The 17,402-nt window shown below is 61.8% G+C and carries 19 protein-coding genes and 1 tRNA gene; 9 read left to right on the top strand and 11 right to left on the bottom strand.

Annotated features, from left to right (window positions below; translation table 11 throughout):
* Nucleotides 1-95: 95 nt before the first annotated feature.
* The gene (locus MOD31_RS21035; RefSeq protein WP_250821598.1) at nucleotides 96-968 is read right to left on the bottom strand and encodes a hypothetical protein; all 873 of its coding nucleotides are present in this window, start codon (nucleotides 966-968) and stop codon (nucleotides 96-98) included.
* Nucleotides 969-1,070: 102 nt separating this feature from the next.
* Between MOD31_RS21035 and MOD31_RS21030 the strand changes: the two genes are divergently transcribed.
* On the top strand, nucleotides 1,071-1,802 hold the full coding sequence (locus MOD31_RS21030; protein ID WP_250821597.1) for a DUF72 domain-containing protein: 732 nt from the start codon (nucleotides 1,071-1,073) through the stop codon (nucleotides 1,800-1,802).
* Nucleotides 1,803-1,804: 2 nt separating this feature from the next.
* Here MOD31_RS21030 and MOD31_RS21025 read toward each other — a convergent pair whose 3' ends face one another.
* Both MOD31_RS21025 and MOD31_RS21020 read right to left on the bottom strand, forming a co-directional pair.
* Entirely contained in the window at nucleotides 1,805-2,266 is a 462-nt protein-coding gene (locus MOD31_RS21025; protein WP_105694033.1) for a GatB/YqeY domain-containing protein, read from the bottom strand.
* A 573-nt stretch (nucleotides 2,267-2,839) separates the two neighbouring features.
* Nucleotides 2,840-4,117 carry an NAD(P)/FAD-dependent oxidoreductase gene (locus MOD31_RS21020; protein WP_250821596.1) on the bottom strand — a complete coding sequence of 426 codons (1,278 nt, stop codon included), beginning with the start codon at nucleotides 4,115-4,117 and terminating at the stop codon, nucleotides 2,840-2,842.
* A 132-nt stretch (nucleotides 4,118-4,249) separates the two neighbouring features.
* Between MOD31_RS21020 and MOD31_RS21015 the strand changes: the two genes are divergently transcribed.
* Genes MOD31_RS21015 through MOD31_RS21005 form a run of 3 tightly spaced genes read left to right on the top strand, consistent with a single transcriptional unit; the run spans nucleotide 4,250 to nucleotide 6,458 of the window.
* Complete coding sequence (locus tag MOD31_RS21015; protein ID WP_250821595.1) at nucleotides 4,250-5,026, top strand: histidine phosphatase family protein; 777 nt, start codon at nucleotides 4,250-4,252, stop codon at nucleotides 5,024-5,026.
* Nucleotides 5,004-5,933 carry an NAD(P)H-hydrate dehydratase gene (locus MOD31_RS21010; RefSeq protein ID WP_250821594.1) on the top strand — a complete coding sequence of 310 codons (930 nt, stop codon included), beginning with the start codon at nucleotides 5,004-5,006 and terminating at the stop codon, nucleotides 5,931-5,933. The genes MOD31_RS21015 and MOD31_RS21010 overlap by 23 nt, the downstream gene beginning before the upstream one ends.
* An 18-nt stretch (nucleotides 5,934-5,951) precedes the next feature.
* On the top strand, nucleotides 5,952-6,458 hold the full coding sequence (locus MOD31_RS21005) for a hypothetical protein (RefSeq protein WP_250821593.1): 507 nt from the start codon (nucleotides 5,952-5,954) through the stop codon (nucleotides 6,456-6,458).
* On the opposite strand, the gene MOD31_RS21000 is transcribed toward MOD31_RS21005, so the two are convergent.
* Both MOD31_RS21000 and MOD31_RS20995 read right to left on the bottom strand, forming a co-directional pair.
* A complete protein-coding gene (locus MOD31_RS21000) occupies nucleotides 6,455-8,119 on the bottom strand; it encodes an ATP-dependent DNA helicase RecQ (RefSeq protein WP_250821614.1) in 1,665 nt (554 codons plus the stop codon). The genes MOD31_RS21005 and MOD31_RS21000 overlap by 4 nt on opposite strands.
* Before the next feature lie 123 nt (nucleotides 8,120-8,242).
* Nucleotides 8,243-8,863: a dihydrofolate reductase family protein gene (locus MOD31_RS20995; RefSeq protein WP_142936521.1), complete on the bottom strand. Its 621-nt coding sequence runs from the start codon at nucleotides 8,861-8,863 to the stop codon at nucleotides 8,243-8,245.
* A gap of 102 nt (nucleotides 8,864-8,965) precedes the next feature.
* Between MOD31_RS20995 and MOD31_RS20990 the strand changes: the two genes are divergently transcribed.
* Nucleotides 8,966-9,199: a hypothetical protein gene (locus MOD31_RS20990; RefSeq protein ID WP_166841630.1), complete on the top strand. Its 234-nt coding sequence runs from the start codon at nucleotides 8,966-8,968 to the stop codon at nucleotides 9,197-9,199.
* A gap of 203 nt (nucleotides 9,200-9,402) precedes the next feature.
* Nucleotides 9,403-10,056, top strand: a complete 654-nt coding sequence (locus tag MOD31_RS20985; RefSeq protein WP_250821613.1) for a DedA family protein — start codon at nucleotides 9,403-9,405, stop codon at nucleotides 10,054-10,056.
* A gap of 9 nt (nucleotides 10,057-10,065) precedes the next feature.
* On the opposite strand, the gene MOD31_RS20980 is transcribed toward MOD31_RS20985, so the two are convergent.
* The 4 genes from MOD31_RS20980 to MOD31_RS20965 all read right to left on the bottom strand — a co-directional run bounded on the left by MOD31_RS20980 (nucleotide 10,066) and on the right by MOD31_RS20965 (nucleotide 11,685).
* Nucleotides 10,066-10,518, bottom strand: coding sequence for a Clp protease N-terminal domain-containing protein (locus MOD31_RS20980; protein ID WP_250821592.1), 453 nt, complete (start codon nucleotides 10,516-10,518; stop codon nucleotides 10,066-10,068).
* Nucleotides 10,519-10,526: 8 nt separating this feature from the next.
* Complete coding sequence (locus MOD31_RS20975; RefSeq protein ID WP_250821591.1) at nucleotides 10,527-10,730, bottom strand: helix-turn-helix domain-containing protein; 204 nt, start codon at nucleotides 10,728-10,730, stop codon at nucleotides 10,527-10,529.
* A 113-nt stretch (nucleotides 10,731-10,843) separates the two neighbouring features.
* Nucleotides 10,844-11,125 carry an amidohydrolase family protein gene (locus MOD31_RS20970; RefSeq protein WP_308196393.1) on the bottom strand — a complete coding sequence of 94 codons (282 nt, stop codon included), beginning with the start codon at nucleotides 11,123-11,125 and terminating at the stop codon, nucleotides 10,844-10,846.
* Between the two features lie 275 nt (nucleotides 11,126-11,400).
* Nucleotides 11,401-11,685 (bottom strand): DUF1905 domain-containing protein, encoded by a 285-nt coding sequence (locus MOD31_RS20965; protein ID WP_142936526.1) that lies wholly within the window; start codon nucleotides 11,683-11,685, stop codon nucleotides 11,401-11,403.
* A 239-nt stretch (nucleotides 11,686-11,924) separates the two neighbouring features.
* On the opposite strand from MOD31_RS20965, the gene MOD31_RS20960 reads away from it, so the two are divergent.
* Nucleotides 11,925-12,227, top strand: coding sequence for a hypothetical protein (locus MOD31_RS20960; RefSeq protein WP_223941924.1), 303 nt, complete (start codon nucleotides 11,925-11,927; stop codon nucleotides 12,225-12,227).
* Nucleotides 12,228-12,304: 77 nt separating this feature from the next.
* Here MOD31_RS20960 and MOD31_RS20955 read toward each other — a convergent pair whose 3' ends face one another.
* Nucleotides 12,305-14,485, bottom strand: a complete 2,181-nt coding sequence (locus MOD31_RS20955) for a carboxypeptidase regulatory-like domain-containing protein (RefSeq protein WP_250821590.1) — start codon at nucleotides 14,483-14,485, stop codon at nucleotides 12,305-12,307.
* Between the two features lie 303 nt (nucleotides 14,486-14,788).
* On the opposite strand from MOD31_RS20955, the gene MOD31_RS20950 reads away from it, so the two are divergent.
* Both MOD31_RS20950 and MOD31_RS20945 read left to right on the top strand, forming a co-directional pair.
* On the top strand, nucleotides 14,789-15,280 hold the full coding sequence (locus tag MOD31_RS20950; protein WP_142936535.1) for a DUF2306 domain-containing protein: 492 nt from the start codon (nucleotides 14,789-14,791) through the stop codon (nucleotides 15,278-15,280).
* A 340-nt stretch (nucleotides 15,281-15,620) separates the two neighbouring features.
* On the top strand, nucleotides 15,621-16,895 hold the full coding sequence (locus MOD31_RS20945) for a Fic family protein (protein WP_250821589.1): 1,275 nt from the start codon (nucleotides 15,621-15,623) through the stop codon (nucleotides 16,893-16,895).
* 271 nt (nucleotides 16,896-17,166) lie between these two features.
* On the opposite strand, the gene MOD31_RS20940 is transcribed toward MOD31_RS20945, so the two are convergent.
* Nucleotides 17,167-17,243 (bottom strand) — tRNA-Thr (locus MOD31_RS20940).
* Between the last annotated feature and the right edge of the window lie 159 nt (nucleotides 17,244-17,402).

Raw genomic sequence — 17,402 nt, 5'->3', positions numbered from 1 at the left:
GCATAGGGGTCTCGGAGTCCGTCATCGTGGGTCGCTGCCAGCCGGGTCACCCAAAAACAGTGTTTCGCAGGGTCCTTAGCCTAGCGACTGGCGGATTATTTGACGGAGACCATCCGCTGATGTGCCCATCCAGGGAGTGTGCCAAGCTTTCGGATCCGACGCGTTTCACTGAGGCACGCGGCCTTCGTCGGCTCGGTGAGCCATTCCGGTTCTTTGTCGTAATTGAACTCGGTTTGGTAACTCCCGGGATCCGCTGGATTGAGTGTAATGGTGGCCGCGAACCACGTATTGCCTCCGGGGCCGCGCATGATGTTCCTGGCCTCAGACATCTGGTCAGCCAAGTGTGCTGGGACTTCCGTGGTGAACCGCGCCCCTGCCGTTTCGACGTTGAAGACGCATTCGCGATGAGAGCCGATTTCCCTGAATTCCAGCCACGCCGAAGACCACGTCGGCGGGAGGGTGGGGAACAGTTCAACTAGAACCGCGGTGATGTTCTGCATGGCGTCGATGGAGCTATGCAGCCCACCCGGCGCCCCGGCGGAGGATGGTCCGGACCGCGCAACGGCTGCGGGCGTCAGAGGAGCGCGCTGGCGGAAACACCAGGCGGCCGCGACGGCCAGTAAGGGTCCAAGTATGTGCGCAAGGAGGGAGTACATAGGGTCGACGGTGCCTCTTCCTTGGGAGGAAATGGCGCTGACGATGAGCAATAAAACGATTCCAAGACCGATATACCCCTTGGTGCGCCTCGCCCATCTCCTCAAGAAGACGTAAATAAGAAAAGCAAGGAGAAGTGGCGATCCGATAACCCCCAGAAGGATTCCTCCCTGAATGATCGAGCCAATGACCATCGAGGCGAAGGCAGCGAGGGCAAGGACCGGCCCCAGCCATTCCGGTGGAACAGGGCCCGTCACCTTGCGGTCGGGCTGATCATCTGTCTCTTGCGCAGCAGAATTGGCCTGATTCTCCATGGTTCCCCCATCAACCGGATTTGGCCCTCTGAGTCTAGGCCAGCACCGTGAGCCGCCCAAGCCACCACCCTTTCGGCCCAGAATCCCGCTACCATCCACATCATGGGCATCCGCATTGGCACCTCGGGCTGGAGCTACGACCATTGGGAGGACGTGCTGTATCCCCCGAGTCTTCCCGCGGCCAAGCGCCTGGCCCACTACACGGCGCGATTTAGCACGGTTGAGCTAAACGCAAGTTTTTACCGGTGGCCTCGCGATACGTCCTTCGCGAATTGGAGGGAGCGGCTCCCTGCTGGCTTTGCCATGTCGGTGAAAGCGCCACGCGGTCTTACGCACGGCAAGAAGCTCTATAGTCCCGAAGTTTGGGTGGAACGGATCGTCCGCTGCTGGCACGAACTCGGCGACAAAAGGGCTGTACTCCTGGTCCAGCTTCCACCTGATTTTCAACGCGACGACGCCCGGCTCGACTACTTCCTGGCCACGCTTCCGCAGTGGGTTCGCGTCGCCATCGAGTTTCGGCATGACAGTTGGGACCACCCGGACGTCTACGCCCTACTGGAGCGCCGAGGCGCAGCCTACTGCATCATGAGCGGCGCCCATCTGCCGTGCATCCTCCGGGCCACCGCACCCTTCGTGTACGTTCGTCTGCACGGCCCGGACCATGAGCACCTCTACGGCGGCTCATACTCCGATGATGATCTGCGATGGTGGGCGGACCGGATTCGCGAGTGGGACGGCTACGGCAAGGACGTGTACGTCTACTTCAACAACGACGGCGGTGGTAACGCCGTGCGCAACGCTGACACTCTGCGGTGGCTGCTTGGGGTCAGCTGACTCTACGCCAGGCGACCCCGCACGATCTCGCTGACAGTCTTGCCATCAAAACGTCCAGCAACCTTGGCGGTGACAGGCTTCATCACGGCTCCGATGGAACGCATGGACAGCTCCTGGCCATCAGCTTTCAGTGCCTCCACGGCGTCGTCAACGATTGCCTCCACTTCTTCCCGGGTAAGAGCTTTTGGCAGGTAGGCCTCGATGATTTCGGCCTCCGCCACCTCGGCTGCGGCTCGATCTGCCTCGCCCGCCTCGGTGTAGATCCGAGCCGTATCCCGACGCTTTGCGGCTTCCTTCTGAAGCAGCGAGGTGACCTGCGCGTCGTCGAGCTCCACCGGCGTCTTGCCTGACTTCTCACGGGTGGTGATCTCACCCAGCACGTTGCGCACAGTGGTCAACGCAAGCTTGTTGCCCGCCTTCATATGGTCGACGACGTCCGCCTTGAGGCGTTCTTTGAGTGTCATGATGCTCCTTGTTTGGGTTCCTCCTGTTATCTTCCCAGAATGAGTGCATGGGGGATGTTCCGCGGAGCCAAGCCGCGCGTGGTTCGGATGTTCCTGTGGCGCGTGCTCGCCGCACTAGTGCTCGTTGCCGCCGTAGTCGGTTCCTTCATTCTGGTATCAACCCAAATCCAGGTCGCCGCCAGCAGTGTCCACGTTCAGGGAATTGTTACATCCCAAGAAGGTTTCAGACATCGTGGTGAACACTGTGTGTTGGGACTGGGCTTCGAATTCCAAGGACGGCAATACAACGAAACGTTCGATACCAATTCCACGTGCATAGCGGTTCCGGGACCTGGCTCCCCCGTAACCCTCAGCGTCTATCCGGACGACCCACGCCAGCACCTACGGGTTGTGGGGCACGCCGGACATAGTTGGACTCCGTGGCCAGCGGCCGTGGCGGCCGTGCTGATGATTATCGGTGCGTGTCTTCACCTGCACTGGGCATCTTCGGCATACAAGCAAAGTCGACTGGCGGTTTCTGCCAACCGGGCATCACAATAAACCATTCATTACGAGTAAAACGTCGTGCGGGGCTCAAGTGCTGGGCGGATCCTGCTCCGTTGTTTCCTTCTCAGTGGGCCCGCTAACTACCACCTGTGCAGGGCTGTGAAGGATGTATCCGTTAAGCCAGGAGAACAAAGCCCGGATTTTCTGCTGGAGCCCGGACAAAAGGGCGAGGTGCACCAACAGCCAGGACAAGAAGGCCAGGATGCCTTGGAGTTGGATTCGCTTGCGGCCCAGCTCTGCCACAGCAGCTCCGCGCCCCACCATCGCCATATAGCCTTTGTCGACGTACCGGAACGGATCGCGGCTCTCGCCCTTGAGGTCCGCGAGAATGTTCTTGGCAGCCCATTTTCCGGCCTGTTGAGCCACCGAACCCAGCTGGGGCAATTTTGCCCCCGTTGAATCGGTGATGTTGGCGCAATCCCCGATGACATACACGCCCTCAACGCCAGGGGCAGTCAGGTCCGTCTTGACGTCAACGCGACCTCCCCTCCCCTGGGTCAAGCCCGAACCGCCAATGAGGTCCCCTGCTTTTAGTCCACCGGCCCACACGACAATTTGCCCGGGCACGGAGCTTCCGTCAGCCAGGGTCACTCCGTCTTTCCTTACCTCGGTGACACCCTGTCCCATATGGAGTTGGACGCCCACCTTCTTCAAATGATCGGTGGCGTAGCTCTGCGACTTCTTGGAAAACATGTTCAGGACTGTGGGCACCATGTCCACCAAATGAACCCTGCAGCGTGCCGCGAGTTCCGGCGAGAAGTACTTGCTCACCACGTATTTAACGTTCTCGGCCATTGCCCCGGCCGTTTCAACTCCGGTGGGTCCGCCGCCCACCACCACTACGTCCACAGACCCGTCCGGGTTCCTATCGGCTTGGTCCAACAAGCGGGTGAGGCCGCTCCCCAGCTTCGTCGCATCTGTGACGGAATACAGTGGGAAGGCATACTCTTCTGCTCCAGGTGTATTGAAGAAGTTCGGGACCGCCCCAACTGCAATGACCAGGACATCTGCCCGCAGCGAGCGGCCGTCGGCAGTTGTGATCACCCGCTCCGCGGCGTTAACGGCGTCAACCTTCGAGGTCAGAACTTTGACACTTTTGTAGCGCCGGAAAACGGAACGCAGTGGCCGGGCAATGGCCGAAACCCCAATTTGCGAGGTTGCCACTTGATAGAGGAGCGGCTGGAACTGGTGATAGTTATTTGAGTCGATCAGCAAGACACGAATGCCCTTGCGGCCCAGCTCTTGTGCAGCTGCAACGCCCGCGAATCCGGCACCGACAATGATGACTGGGTATGAGTCCTCCATGCGAGCAACTTACTGCACTCCCAGTTCCCACAACAGAGGCTTGTGATCACCGTCGAGCGTTTATCCTCTGTTCCTGTGGGTACGCAGTGGGTAGTGTTCTGCATTCGGCAACGCACACGGAAGGGTGATCTTGTGAACGAGGACGGGCTGACGGACGCGGTGCAGGAGGCGGGAGCCGTCGAGTTGCTCCTGATCCGGCACGGCGAGAGCGAAGGCAACGTGGCCGCAACAGAGGCTCGTCTGGCTGGAGCCGAAGTCATTGACGTTCCAGCCAGGGATGCTGATGTGAATCTGTCGAGCACCGGGCAGGACCAGGCGAAGGCCCTGGGGACGGCACTCGCCCGGATCGCCGAAGAACTCCGACCGGATGCCATTGTCTCCTCCCCCTACGCAAGGGCCCTTCAGACGGCGGAAATCGCCGTTGAGACAGCCGGCTGGCCTGTGAAAGTGCTTACTGATGAACGTCTCCGGGACCGGGAGCTGGGCATCCTGGACCGGCTAACACGTTTGGGAGTAGAGACCCGATACCCAGACGAAGCAGAGCGGCGGCTATGGCTGGGCAAGCTGTACTACCGGCCGCCAGGCGGTGAATCGTGGGCTGACGTCGCACTCCGTCTGCGATCCATCCTGGATGAGCTCAACACCCTGGGATCAGGGCAACGAGTGATGCTGGTCTGCCACGACGCCGTCATCCTGCTGGTCCGTTACGTTTTGGAGGGCATGTCCGAGCAGGAAATCCTTGACCTTGCGGCCACCACATCGGTGCTGAATGCTTCCATCACCCGGTATGTCCGTCCCTCGGGCGCAGGTCCCTGGCAACTGGAGAGCTTCAATGTTGCTGACCACCTTGCGGAGCAGGGTGTCACCGTCACGGAACACGCAGGAGATGCCAGTGTCCATCCACAGTGATAGCCCCGCACCAACACTGGTGACGCCCTCGCTTCTGCGCGACTGGCCGTTGCCCGCCCCCGGAGAGGACAAGTACTCGCGCGGCGCAGTGCTGGTGATCGGCGGAGCTCGCGCAACTCCCGGCGCGGCGTTGCTGGCCGGCACCTCCGCCCTTCGTGCCGGCGCCGGAAAGATCACTTTGGCAGTGGCCGAATCCGTAGCAGTCCCCGTGGGAGTGGCACTCCCGGAATGCGGTTCCGTGGGCATGCCCGAGAACCCGGAAGGGTCCGTCACCGGGGAAGGACTCGACAGGATCTCGTCCTACCTGGATCGGGCTGATGCCGTGCTGATCGGCCCTGGCCTGGACGATCCGGACCTCGCCGAATCGCTGCTGCGAGCGCTGCTGGAGCGGGAGGAATCCCACGAGGCGGCCAACGACGGCGGTGCTCCCGCCATCGTTCTTGACGCCTTCGCCTTGGGCGGCTTGGTAAAGATTGAGGAAAAATTGGGGCCGTGGCGCGGCCGGCTGATCCTTACACCGAATCCGACCGAAACCGGATTTCTTCTGGGCAGAGACGTGGCGGACCTGGAAACCGACGTTGCTGAGGTCGCTCGCCGGTTCGATGCGGTGGTGAGTTGTCAGGGTTACATCGCCGGACCTGGCGCCGCAACAGCAGACGACTCGCCGCTGTGGAAGATCACCACTGGTTACGGCGGACTGGGCACGTCAGGCAGCGGCGATGTTTTGGCAGGGGCCATCGCGGGGCTCCGTGCGCGCGGGACCAGCGATGCTCAAGCTGCTTGCTGGGGCACGCACCTTCACGCCGCCGCTGCCGACCGCCTGGCCAGCAAGCTCGGCCCGCTCGGGTTCCTGGCCAGGGAGCTCGCCGACGAACTGCCCGCCCTCATGCTGGAGCTCAATACCTGATACGAATAGGCTGCCTGCATGGGGACCAAGGGAAGCAGCACACAAACATCGCGCGTCATCATCAGCATCGTTGGGCTCATGGCAATCGCAGCCTATGGGCTCACCGCAGCGTTGCAGATCCTCGTGTGGAATCCGCTCGCCGCTGTTCCGGGCGCCACGCTGGACGAAATCCACGAAGGATTGGCCCGACGCAACGAGTCAATCTCCTTGGTGGCAGTTTTGCCGTGGACGAGCGTCGGAACGCTTCTTGCTCTGGTTGTGGTCCTGCTGACGGCAACCCGGGTTATTTCACGGCTGAGAACAGTTGTAATTGTCCAACTCTTGATTCTGGTGCTCGGCGCACCCATGTATTTCTTTGCATCTTTCTCCGCCGGTATGGCCTTGGCAGAGGCCTTCTTCATATCCGGTGGTGACTACACTCCATGGGGCGGTCTGCTGGGCCTGCTCAGCGCGGCAGCTCTGATCTGCACGCTGATGGTGGTGATCTTTCGTGGAAGGCCCGGGATGCGCACGGCCCGCACCTAAGCCGGCTTCAGCAATTCATGCTCGACGACGGCGGTACGGGACAAGGTCTTGTAGCCTTCCTTTTCGAACAGAACAGTCATGACGTCGTCCTCGTGCCTCATCACCAAACCGGGACCCCACTCTTTGTGGATCACGGTGGACTGCAAGGGGAACTGATTCTCCGCGGGTGAGGCGGGCTGGCCGACGCGACCCGACCCGGCGTCGTCGGGTGCTTCGGCGCAAGCATCGCAGTTGCCGCAGGTATACGGCAGGTCCTCCCCGAAATAGCCCAGGAGGAACTGGCGACGGCAGCCGTCCGTCTCCGCGTAGCCACGCATCATGGTGAGCCGGGACTGGTCCACGCGTTGACGCGCCTCAGCCAACCGGGCGGCTCGCTCTACCAGTGCGGTCAGCTTGGCTTTGGAACTGAGCCGGATGCCGCGCTTGCCGGTTTTCACGGCGCCGGCTTCCTCCAACTGGTTCACCAGTGCTGTGACACGGCGGGCAGGGTAGCCTGTCAGCTCTACCAAGGCGGTTTTGGGAGCAGGTGCACCGGCGTTCTTGACGACTTTCAGCACGGCCATGAGCTCCTCAGCGTCCGGGGCATGGGTGGCAAAGAACTTACGCAGCCCAAGGTCTTCGGCACGGTAGTGCAGTGTCGCAGCAGCCGGTTCGCCGTCCCGGCCCGAGCGGCCGATTTCCTGATAATAAGCGTCCAAGGACTCCGGAATATCGGCGTGCACCACGAACCGGACGTTGGGTTTGTCGATCCCCATGCCGAAGGCTGTAGTGGCAACCACTACGTCCAGCTGGTCATCCAGGAACTGCTCGTGGATGCTCTCCCTGTCAGTGTCGGAACGTCCTGCGTGATAAGCCTCGGCCCGCAGACCTTGATCTTTTAGCTTGGCCGCGTACTTCTCGGTGTCCTTGCGGGTAGCGGCATAGAGCAGCCCCATGCCCGCGGCCTTGGCCAAGGCGATGACCTGCTCCACTACGGCTTTCCGCTTGCCTTTGTCCTCTTGGTGCCGGACAACGTCGAGGCTGATGTTGGGGCGATCGAAGCCACGCACCAGGACCAGCGGTTCCGTCATGCCCAACCTCTTGACGATTTCCTCACGTACGGGTGGGGACGCAGTTGCGGTCAGGGCTATGACCGGCGGGTTACCCAGGCGCTCGCGGACGCTACCCAATTCGAGGTAGTCCGGGCGGAAGTCATGTCCCCAAGATGATACGCAGTGTGCCTCGTCCACTACGAACATGGTGATGTGCAGCGTGGCGATCCGGTCCACGGTTTCCTGCTTAGCCAATTGTTCGGGTGCGAGGAACAGGAATATCGCCTTTCCGGATTCAATTGCCTGCCACGCTGCCTCCACCTCCGAAGCACTGAGGGAGGAATTAATGACGACGGCGGCGCCCTCGCCCAGGTCCTCATTCAGCCCGTCCATTTGGTCTTCTTGCAAGGCAATAAGTGGAGAAACGACGACGGCGGGTCGGCCCGTTGTGTTGTGAAGGTGCAGTGCTGCGACTTGATAGGTAGCGGATTTTCCGTACCCGGTAGGCATGACAGCGAGGACATCACGACCCTCGACGACGGCGGTCATACCTGCGAGTTGTCCGTCGCGCAGCTCAGGCAAAGAAAAGGAAGTGGCCGCCAGGGCGGTCAGGGCAAGGTCATCGGACATGAAGATGTGGCTCCGCGTTGTGGTTCCTGCGGCCACTTGCATCAGCCGAGGTGACCAGCCTAGCGCGGGCGAGGCCCCGCCGTCGTACGCTGTATGCCCGGTTGTGGATAACCTGGGGTGACGTTAGCGCAGATCCCGGGACCGCACCTGATAGCTCAGGTGGGTGACGCGTGTTCCTGGGACGATCACGGGATCGTCCAGCACGAACTCCGCGCCAAGGTCACCGAACCAACGAATGCCACTTCCGAGCAGCACGGGCACCAAATCAACCCGGAGTTCGTCCACCACACCGAGGCGCAAGCACTGCCGTGCCACGTCCGCGCCGGCAACACCTATCTCCTTGCCCGCCGCGAGGTGCGCCGCACGCTCCAGTGCCGATCCCAGGTCCCCAACGAATTCGAACGGGACAGTCTGGCCGTCCCGCCGGACCGGCGGCCAATCCGAAGGAGGTTCGCGGTGCGTCAAGACGACGGTGGGCGACTCATTGGGCGGGTGACCGCCCCACCCCCTCGTCAGATCGAAGATCCGCCTGCCGCAGATGAATGCACCCTCCCTTGGGAGTGATCTCCAGTAAGCGGCATCGGCTTCGCTGAGATGAAACGGCACGGGGTGACCCGGCATCCATGTTTCAACGGGTCCGGCCTCGTACCAGTCGAAGAGCGGTCCGACTCCGTCATCATCCCGAGCGATGAATCCGTCAAGGGACATGGAAAACTGGGCTGAGACGCGGCTGTTCCTGTACATGAAATCAGTGTTGTGGCACCGCCGGGCTTGTCAAGGACACTGCCCGGAAAGGTGGTAATCAGGCTACTTACCAACGGTGATTAAGGTGCCTATGCTTGGGTTATGGAGCCCACTTCAGCCATCCTTCTTGTGCTTATTGGCGTGGTTGTCTGGCTCGCAGCCACCATCCTGCCATTGGCCCTGCTCCCCTCCTCGCGCGCCGAGGAAGAGCACAAGCCCAAGGCTCGCCACCCCCGCCATCCGAGGGGCGAGCCGCGCACCGTCCATCGGTTCCGACCATCCTCACTGAAGGTCCGATCCGGGCACCACGCCCGTATTCGGCCGCACGGCGCCTAGGCAGTTGAGCTCCGACGCGGCGCCTTTGTTGCAGTGCAGTTACCAGCGTAAAAAACCTCTTTACATTGCTTGTTGCCGGAGGGCGTAGATGGGCATAGCGTTGAGGTGGAAGCCCAGTGGTCCCCCATCACTGGGCTTCTCTTTGTCACCGTCAATTTCCGCGCCAGGTCTTTTCGAAGCGTCCGTCATGAAGGGAGATCAACCTGATCAGCTTGCTCACGGCGACCGCTGCAGCCGATGAACTAACCGGGATTGTGGGGGTGGCCGCACAGGTAATCGAAGCCCTCGGCGAATGGGGCGTCGGCTTGTTGACGCTCCTGGAGACCGTGTTTCCGCCCATACCCAGCGAGGTGATCCTCCCACTGGCCGGGTTCCTTACCCAGCAGGGTGGCATGAACCTGATCCTGGTCTTTGTCACCAGCACACTTGGCGCCTACGCCGGAGCGATGCTCCTGTACTGGCTGGGTTACAAGGTGGGGCAGGAAAGGGCCATCAAGCTGCTGTCAAAACTGCCGTTGGTTGATCGGGAAGATTTCGAGAAAGCCGCTGGATGGTTCGAACGCCACGGCAAGTCAGCGATCTTCTTTGGCAGGCTGCTTCCCGGGGTGCGCAGCCTCATTTCCCTCCCGGCAGGTGCTGAACGCATGAACCTCGTGACGTTTAGCATCTTTACTGTCGCGGGGACGGGCGTATGGAACGCCCTGCTCATTGGAGCGGGAGCACTGCTCGGCAAGCAATACCACTTGGTTGATCAGTATTCGCGATTCCTCAATTACGCCGTCTACGCAGGGCTTGCCGCGTTCGTCGTGTGGCTCATCATCCGGAGGGTCAAGAAGCGCAAGGAAAGCGCCCGGTAGAGAGCCCCTTCACCGGAGTCGGGCTCGAACCGTCGTTTTGTCCACCTTGAGTTCTTCGAAGAGAGCAGACACAGGATCGTGTTCTTCGCGATCCAGAAGCGCCACAAGAAGGTTTGACGTTGTGATCTGCCGGGACTTCTGATCAATTGCCTGTTTCACCATGTTGGCCATCACTTCCTTGGCGCCCGAACTAAACGGCGGCTTCCTCCCCTTTGTTGGCATCGTGGCCCCCTTAGGGTTCCTGGTTTCCAGCCCGATAGCCTTCAGCGCAGCGGCATCCAACCGGGACGCCGCGTCATGAGCATCGTCCAGAGTGATGCCAAGGACCGCGGCGGGTTCCGGTTCATGAAGCGCCCCCAAAAGCAGGTGCTCCGTTCCCAGTCGCTTGTCGCCCCTGCCTCGGGCTTCTTCCATGGCGTACCCCACAATCCTGCGGGTATCACGGGCAAATTGTTCAAACATGGCTCAACTCATTCCCTGTATTTTGCGTGCACTGATTGTCGTGAGACACCCAAGGCATCACCGATCTGCTCCCACGTCCACCCCTGCTCACGGGCCGCCCGCACGTGGACCGCCTCAACCTGCTCGGCCAGGCGGTGAAGGGCTCCCACTGCGCGTAGGCCCACGGCGGGGTTCGTCGAATGGATCTGCTCGGGTAGATCATCAGCTTCCATACCTGTCAGGCTAGACTGACAAGAATGGAACTGTCAACCTAGACTGACAAGCTGCTTCGGTTGGATTGAGGGCTTACGGCCCTAGGGGATCCCTGCGCCCCGGGAGCTTGGCGTTAGTGTGAGCACGTTGAGTGCGCGGAGAACGGGACGCCCTTGGTCGCATAGGCCGCTGCGGCCTCCACAGGTGGCTCTTCGGCGAACTCCCTCCGGGCATCGTGGACCACTGCGCCATTGACGATCGTCAGGTCGGCCCGCTCGCCGAGGAGTTCGTCCGCTCCAAGAGCGTAGAGATTCGAAGACCAGACCACGACGTCGGCCCTCGCACCTACGCGGATGACGCCCAGTTCATCTTCTGCGTGCCAAGCCCACGCGCCGCCTTGCGTGTAGGAAGCAATTTGGGGTCAGACCACCGGGAGTCGTTTTGCAGGAAGGGAAGAGACACACGCGGGGGATCAGACGAATTCAGAGTCGTGGCGTGAATGGCCTGCTCACCCCGGTATTCACGGTTCCAATGAGCAACGGGGCGCCGGGCGACTCAGCATCATCGGGTAACTTTGGCGCCGCGGGCTGAACGCCAGTCACATTTCGTTTGCAGCTTCGACTACCCCAACAAGACTGACGGCTGAAAAGATCCGGCGGCGGATTTCAGCTAGTTCTTGGAGTTCTAGTGTCAGTTCAGTCGCTGAGTGAGGTGAACTTCAACGGCGTCACCGTCGCCCTTGCCGATGGCTTTTCGGACAGGAGCGGCCACCGGCAGTTTGTGCGTACCGTCTCCCAACGCCATGAAGGCTCCAGTGAACGGGTGCCCGTCTACTGTGCCGGCCACTTTGACCAGTCCACGGGTTCCAAAGATCTTCGCTGACTCAGGCAATTGGACACAGGTCCAGGTATCTCCTGGTCGAACTTTGCCGAGCAGGGCAACAAAGGTGATGTCCAGTGGTTGTGGTTCTGCCATCTTCTCGTCCTTGTCACTGTGCCGAGCTGGACGCTGCCGCTTATTCGGGCAGCGTATTGACGGACACTCTGCCGTCCTGGCAATTCTGACAAGTACGTGACGCGTTGCCAACGAACCATTAGGTGCTCGTAGCTAGGATAAAGACGAAACTGAAGGTGCAACCCGCGCACCTGGCAGCGGGTTCCGTCTCCCGTACCCTGGCACTACCAACTCACCATCCCGCACAACGAGAAATGAATATGGAACTTCTTGACGCCCACACGGTTGTGATCTCTGCCGTCTTCTTGGTGCACGTCACAGGTGTGATGATCGTGGCCGCCTCGATCGCTGGCTTGGTGATCTCACTCTTTACCGTCGTACTCGCTGTGCATTCCGTCCGCACCACGTGGGAACTGACGCAAAACTGGCGAAGCAGAGGCCGCTTCGAAGGCAGTTTCAACAAGGTTCTTGGCTCGTTGAAAGCAGGCGTTCTGGCAGCACGTCCGTTGATTGCTGCGGCGCGGCGGCGGATCAGCCGGTTGTCATCGTTCAAGCCCGAGTGAGGGCCGGACACGGCAAGGCTCAGCGGATAGCCGGAGCCACCGCCGCCAACCAAGCGACCCCCGCCAGCAACTTCTGATCAGCCGATCAGGGCCGTGGCCGCAGAGTAGCGCGCCAGTGCAGTGTACGCAGTCTTTGTGCCGGTCACGCGTACTTTGATGGCACTTCCCTTGTCCGCGGCGACCAGTTTGTACGTCTGGGCGGTGGCGCCCGAAATGGCGGTGCTTCCGCGGTACCACTGGTAGGTCAGCGTCACGGGCGCAGGACCCCACGTGCCGGGAGTCGCAGTGAGCGTGCTGCCCACCGTGTTGGTGCCCGACACCGCAGGAACCGGAGCTGTCAGGGTACCGGCAGCGACCGCAGCCGTAGCAGCGGAAGTCTTCGCCGCCGTCGTAAACCCGGCTTTCGAACCCGTGACCTTGACCGTCATGGCCTTACCCAGATCAGCCGCAACCAACGAGTAAGTAGCAGAAGTAGCACCCGTCACCGCAACACCGCTCCGGAACCACTGATACGCCAACGTCACAGGAGCAGGACCCCACGCACCCGGAGCAGCCGTCAACACCGAGCCGACCTTCACCGTCCCGGAAATCGTCGGCACCGGAGCCGTCAAGGTCCCGGCAGCGACGGTGACGGTGGCCTGGCCGTAATAGGGCTGCAGGGGCCAGTCGTGGACACTCAGCCGGGCAGTGACTTTCTTGCCGGCGTCGGAGGCTTGGAGGAGGAACGTCGGCCCGTTTGACCTGTAGTCCTGCACGCCGTCGACGAACCAGTCGTAGTAAGGACCAAAATCGGGAGCGGGATTCAGGGTGCCGTGGTCAACGGTCAGAGTGTTCCCGGCGCTGGGCGTTCCCAGAAGGGTGAAGGGCTTGGAAGCCGTGACGGCGTCGGCGCCCGATTTTCCGCCGTGTACCGAGGTGGAGTATGACGCATACCCGGTCTTGGTCCCGCTGACTTTCGCCCAGATATCGTACCCGGCATCAGCGGCGGTGGGCACGTACGCAGTGGTGGTGGCGCCGGCAATGTCCTGAAGGGCCTCGCCGTCTTTGGAGCGCTGCCACTGGTAGGCGAGGGTCACCGGAGCCGGTCCCCAGACACCGGGATCAACGGTCAGTTTCTGTCCGGCCTGGGCAGAACCATAAACGAATGGCCTGCCAGGTGCCAGCGACAGCCCTTCGACGTCCAGTTGCATGGTCAGCTTTACACGCTGGCCGGCAGCGGTTGCCGTCAGAACGGTGGCCGTGTCCTTGGTGGCCGTATTGTCGTAGCATTCGGCCTTGTAGCGTTTTTCGCGGGGCGTGCCCTCGTAAACCGTGTCCGAGACGCAGAGCTTGTATTTCTTTCCCACTGCCATGCGCCAGTAGATCTTGCCCTGCGCATCCGAGGTAAGCGGACCCATCTGTGGTCCGTCCCAGGCTCCCGTTGCGTCGTTGTAGACCCACGGGACATACCCGACGTCGGCAATCGGCGCGCCTGCCGGATCGACGACAGTTGCTTCCATGAGGGTTTCATCCTTGAGGATGAAGTTCACGTTGGTCCACTGCACACCGGGCGGGACGGTAGCCGTGCTGTAGGTATCCACGGTGCCCGTGCCGTTCCAATACTGTTCCAGGTAGAGACGCTGGCCCGACTCGTCCCGGACGCTGATGTATGCCTGGTTGGGCGGAATCTTGGTGAGGGTGAAGTAGCCGTTGGCATCAGGCTTGGTGCTGCTCACCTGTCCGCCGTTGTTGGGTGAAGCTGAGACGGACACCGCCGTCACCGGCTGGCCGGCTTTGTTGGTGACCCTGCCGCTCATGCTGCCGAAGGCTTCCAACTGCGGGTTGAAAGTGGTGATGGGGGCAGCATCGGTGACGGCAACCGGCGTCGAACCGTAGGAACTGGACTGGTTCGCGTTCCACTCGTCGGCGTAGGTGGCGGAGCAAGGTCCGCTGCTGCAGGTGGTCCACAGCTTGTAACTGCCGGCAGTCGGCACGCTAAAGCTGTAGGAGCCATCGGGGGCAGACCACGCACCGGCCACCAAGGAGGCGCGGTCGTCATTGGTGTACGCCCCCACCCATACGTCGCCAAGCGCAGTGGCCGTTGCGGTGGCCGTCAGTTTTCCTTTGACCACACCCTTGAAGGTGTAAGTTGCGGCCGAGGCGGGTGCCGCGCCGGCGAAAAGGCCGGCAGCCACCAGGACGGCCGTCACCAGGGCGGCCCACACTCCTTGCCGTGTCCTTCGAAGCGGATGGTGAGTGGCAGGTCGAGGCAACGGCATGGGTAAGGTCCTTTTCCCCAAGAAAGTGACTGAGCGGACCGAGCGGTCCCCTGTCATCGTAGGCACGGGAACGCAGGAGTGCCATGGGGAGAGCTGCCCAGAGCGCTGAGGCGATGAACTCACGACGGCGGCACTCTGCCCGGTGGGCCTGTTCAGTACCTCGCCGGACGGGATCATTCGGATCTGCGCCGCGTGATTGGATGAAGACGACCCTGAGCTCTTGTACCAGTTCCCGGCAAAGATCTCAGCCGCCCCCCGCCAACACGATCCGGTAAGCCCCATCCGACTCGCTAGGCTGGCCACATGCCTTCGCCGTGGACTTTCCTGATCGCCCTGCATGCCATCGCAGCGGGCTACGCCCTGATCTTCGGCGCAGTGAACCTGCTCCGCCGCAACAAAGGCAGCGCAGCGCACAAGATCCTGGGCCGCATCTGGGCGGTAGCCATGTACATCGTGGTCCTCACCTCCTTCGGGATCCGGACCATCGACGGAGGATTCAACTGGCTCCACGCGCTATCCGTCCTGACGTTCTGCACTCTGACCACGGGCCTGTGGTGCGTCCGCCGCGGCAACATCCGTGCCCATCAGCGGTTCATGAGCGGCAGTTACTTCGGCCTTGTCGGAGCATTCATCGGCGTCGTGGCCGTGCCTGACAGGCGACTCCCCCAAATGGCCATACACGACCTTGCCGGCCTCACACTCTGGGTAGCTGCCGTGGCCCTTACAGCCGGTCTGACCGTCGCGGGGCTGTTGCAGCTCCGACAGAAGGCCAGCGTTGCCCGTGCAGACGGTTGAATGTCCGTCCAGTCGTCCCGGTACGCTGGCGCTAATCTCGAGCGCTTGGCGAGACGGGATGCATGAGACGCCACCGGCGACACCACTCTGCTTGCCGGTTGCGTCGCGCGTCTCCGAAGCCACCGCGACGGCCATGGGCTGGACGAAAGCCACCGACCTGGGCACCGGCCTGGCCGACGTAAAGGCCGGCACGTCCGACGCGTACTACCCGGCGAACCCTGCCACGGTCACCATCCATGTCCACGGAGCCGACACGCCCCGATGTGAGAACCAACACCACAGAAATTCTCATTTTATCCCCATATGAGAAAATCAAGTAAGTGTCTTCGCAAAGGAACAAATGGCCTCACAGTCTCGACAGCCCCGCGGCATCTCTGCCGGCGGAGAGTTTACCGCCAGCGCACACCCCGAACCGGGCGCCTCCCTGACCACTGGTGTCGGAGGTTGGCCAGCCATTGACTACGAGAAACATCCCTGGGAAACCGATCCTGACCGCGGCGCTTCCCGAAGGCAGCGGCTGCTGGCCCGCGACCCTTACGAGGCCGCAGTCGCCCCCGAGATCGCCCGCCTGGACCCGGCCATTGATTCCCGCACGCAGGCGCTGGCAGAAGCCGCCACGGTGGAGATGGTCCGCTTCGACGCCGAGCTGGGCCGGGAAACCACCCCGTTCGCGGCGCTGCTGCTGCGCAGCGAGTCCGCTTCCAGCTCCCAGATTGAGAATCTGACAGCCAGCGCACGCAAGATCGCCCTGGCCCAGCTGGGTGACACCTCCAGTACCAGCGCCTCACTGATCGCCTCCAACGTCCGGGCCCTGCAGGCGGCGATAGACCTGTCCGAGGATCTGTCGGCGCAGAATATTGCGGTCATGCATCACTCCCTGCTGAACGCCTCCGACGAAAACATCGCCGGCGAGTACCGGGACGCCCAGAACTGGATCCGCGGCAACTCCCCTCACACTGCCGAGTTCGTCCCGCCCCATCCAGACAAGGTGATGCCGGCGGTGGAGGACCTGGTGGCCTTCATGCTGCGCGATGACATCCCGGCACTGACCCAGGCGGCGATCGCGCACGCCCAGTTCGAGACCATCCACCCGTTCGCCGACGGCAACGGCCGCACCGGGAGGGCCATCGTCAGCGCGCTGCTGCGGGCCAAGGGCGTTACCGAAAACGTCACCGTGCCAGTGTCCTCAGGGTTATTGACGGATACCGGCCTGTACTTCGATGCTCTGGGCGCGTATCGCGAAGGGGACATCCAGCCGATCGTGGAGCGCTTTGCGGAATCCGCTGTCCGGGCTGTGGACAACGGCCGGCAACTGGCGGCAGACATTGAGGCGGTAGAGGCAAGCTACCGGGAACGCCTGGCCGATAGTCCCTCATCCGTCCGCAAGGTCCTGCACCTGATACCACGCGAGCCGGCACTGACCGCTGAGATGGTCGCAGAACACACCGGAGCATCCCTGGCCACCGCGTACCGCGCTGTCGAACGGCTGGAGGAAGCCGGTGTCCTGTCATCCGCCGGCAAAATCCGCGGCACCCGCGTCTGGGTGGCGCCGGACATCATCACGGCCCTGGATGCCTTCGCATACCGGGCAGGACGCCGGAACAGGCACCGCTGAATTCTAAAGCGTTCAACACGTTCAGGCTGCTGAGCTTCGTCACGGAACCCTGGCCGCTTCCGAATTCGGGACATTGGACATCCGGGTCATACGGTCGGCAACCACAGACATGCAGCCGTGAAAGACGTCCGTCCTCCACCGACTGCCGGTCCCATCCAGACGACACGTCCACCAGTGAGCGCCGTCGCTGTGTTGAAGGCCTGCAGTGCCGTGCATCGCAAACAAGAAAAACCCCTCCATCCCGGCAAAATCGCCGGTACGGAGGGGTTCGTGGAGCCCCCTGTCGGATTCGAACCGACGACCCCCGCTTTACAAGAGCGGTGCTCTGGCCAACTGAGCTAAGGAGGCACGCTTCGGTTACCCAAAGCAAAGCGCGAAAGAGCGCTAGATAAGGTTAGCCCAGACCATCCCCGTCAACGAAATTCGCTGCCAAGCAGCAGCGGCCGGCCACCCGCAAAGGGTGACCGCCCGCCGTCGTGCATTCCGCGAGGGTTAGCCCTTGGCGGT

Origin of the sequence: Paenarthrobacter sp. TYUT067 (assembly GCF_023656375.1) — a bacterium.
GTDB lineage: Bacteria > Actinomycetota > Actinomycetes > Actinomycetales > Micrococcaceae > Arthrobacter.
The sequence above is the reverse complement of the archived record's forward strand: the minus strand, read 5'-3'. Positions and strand labels throughout refer to the sequence as shown.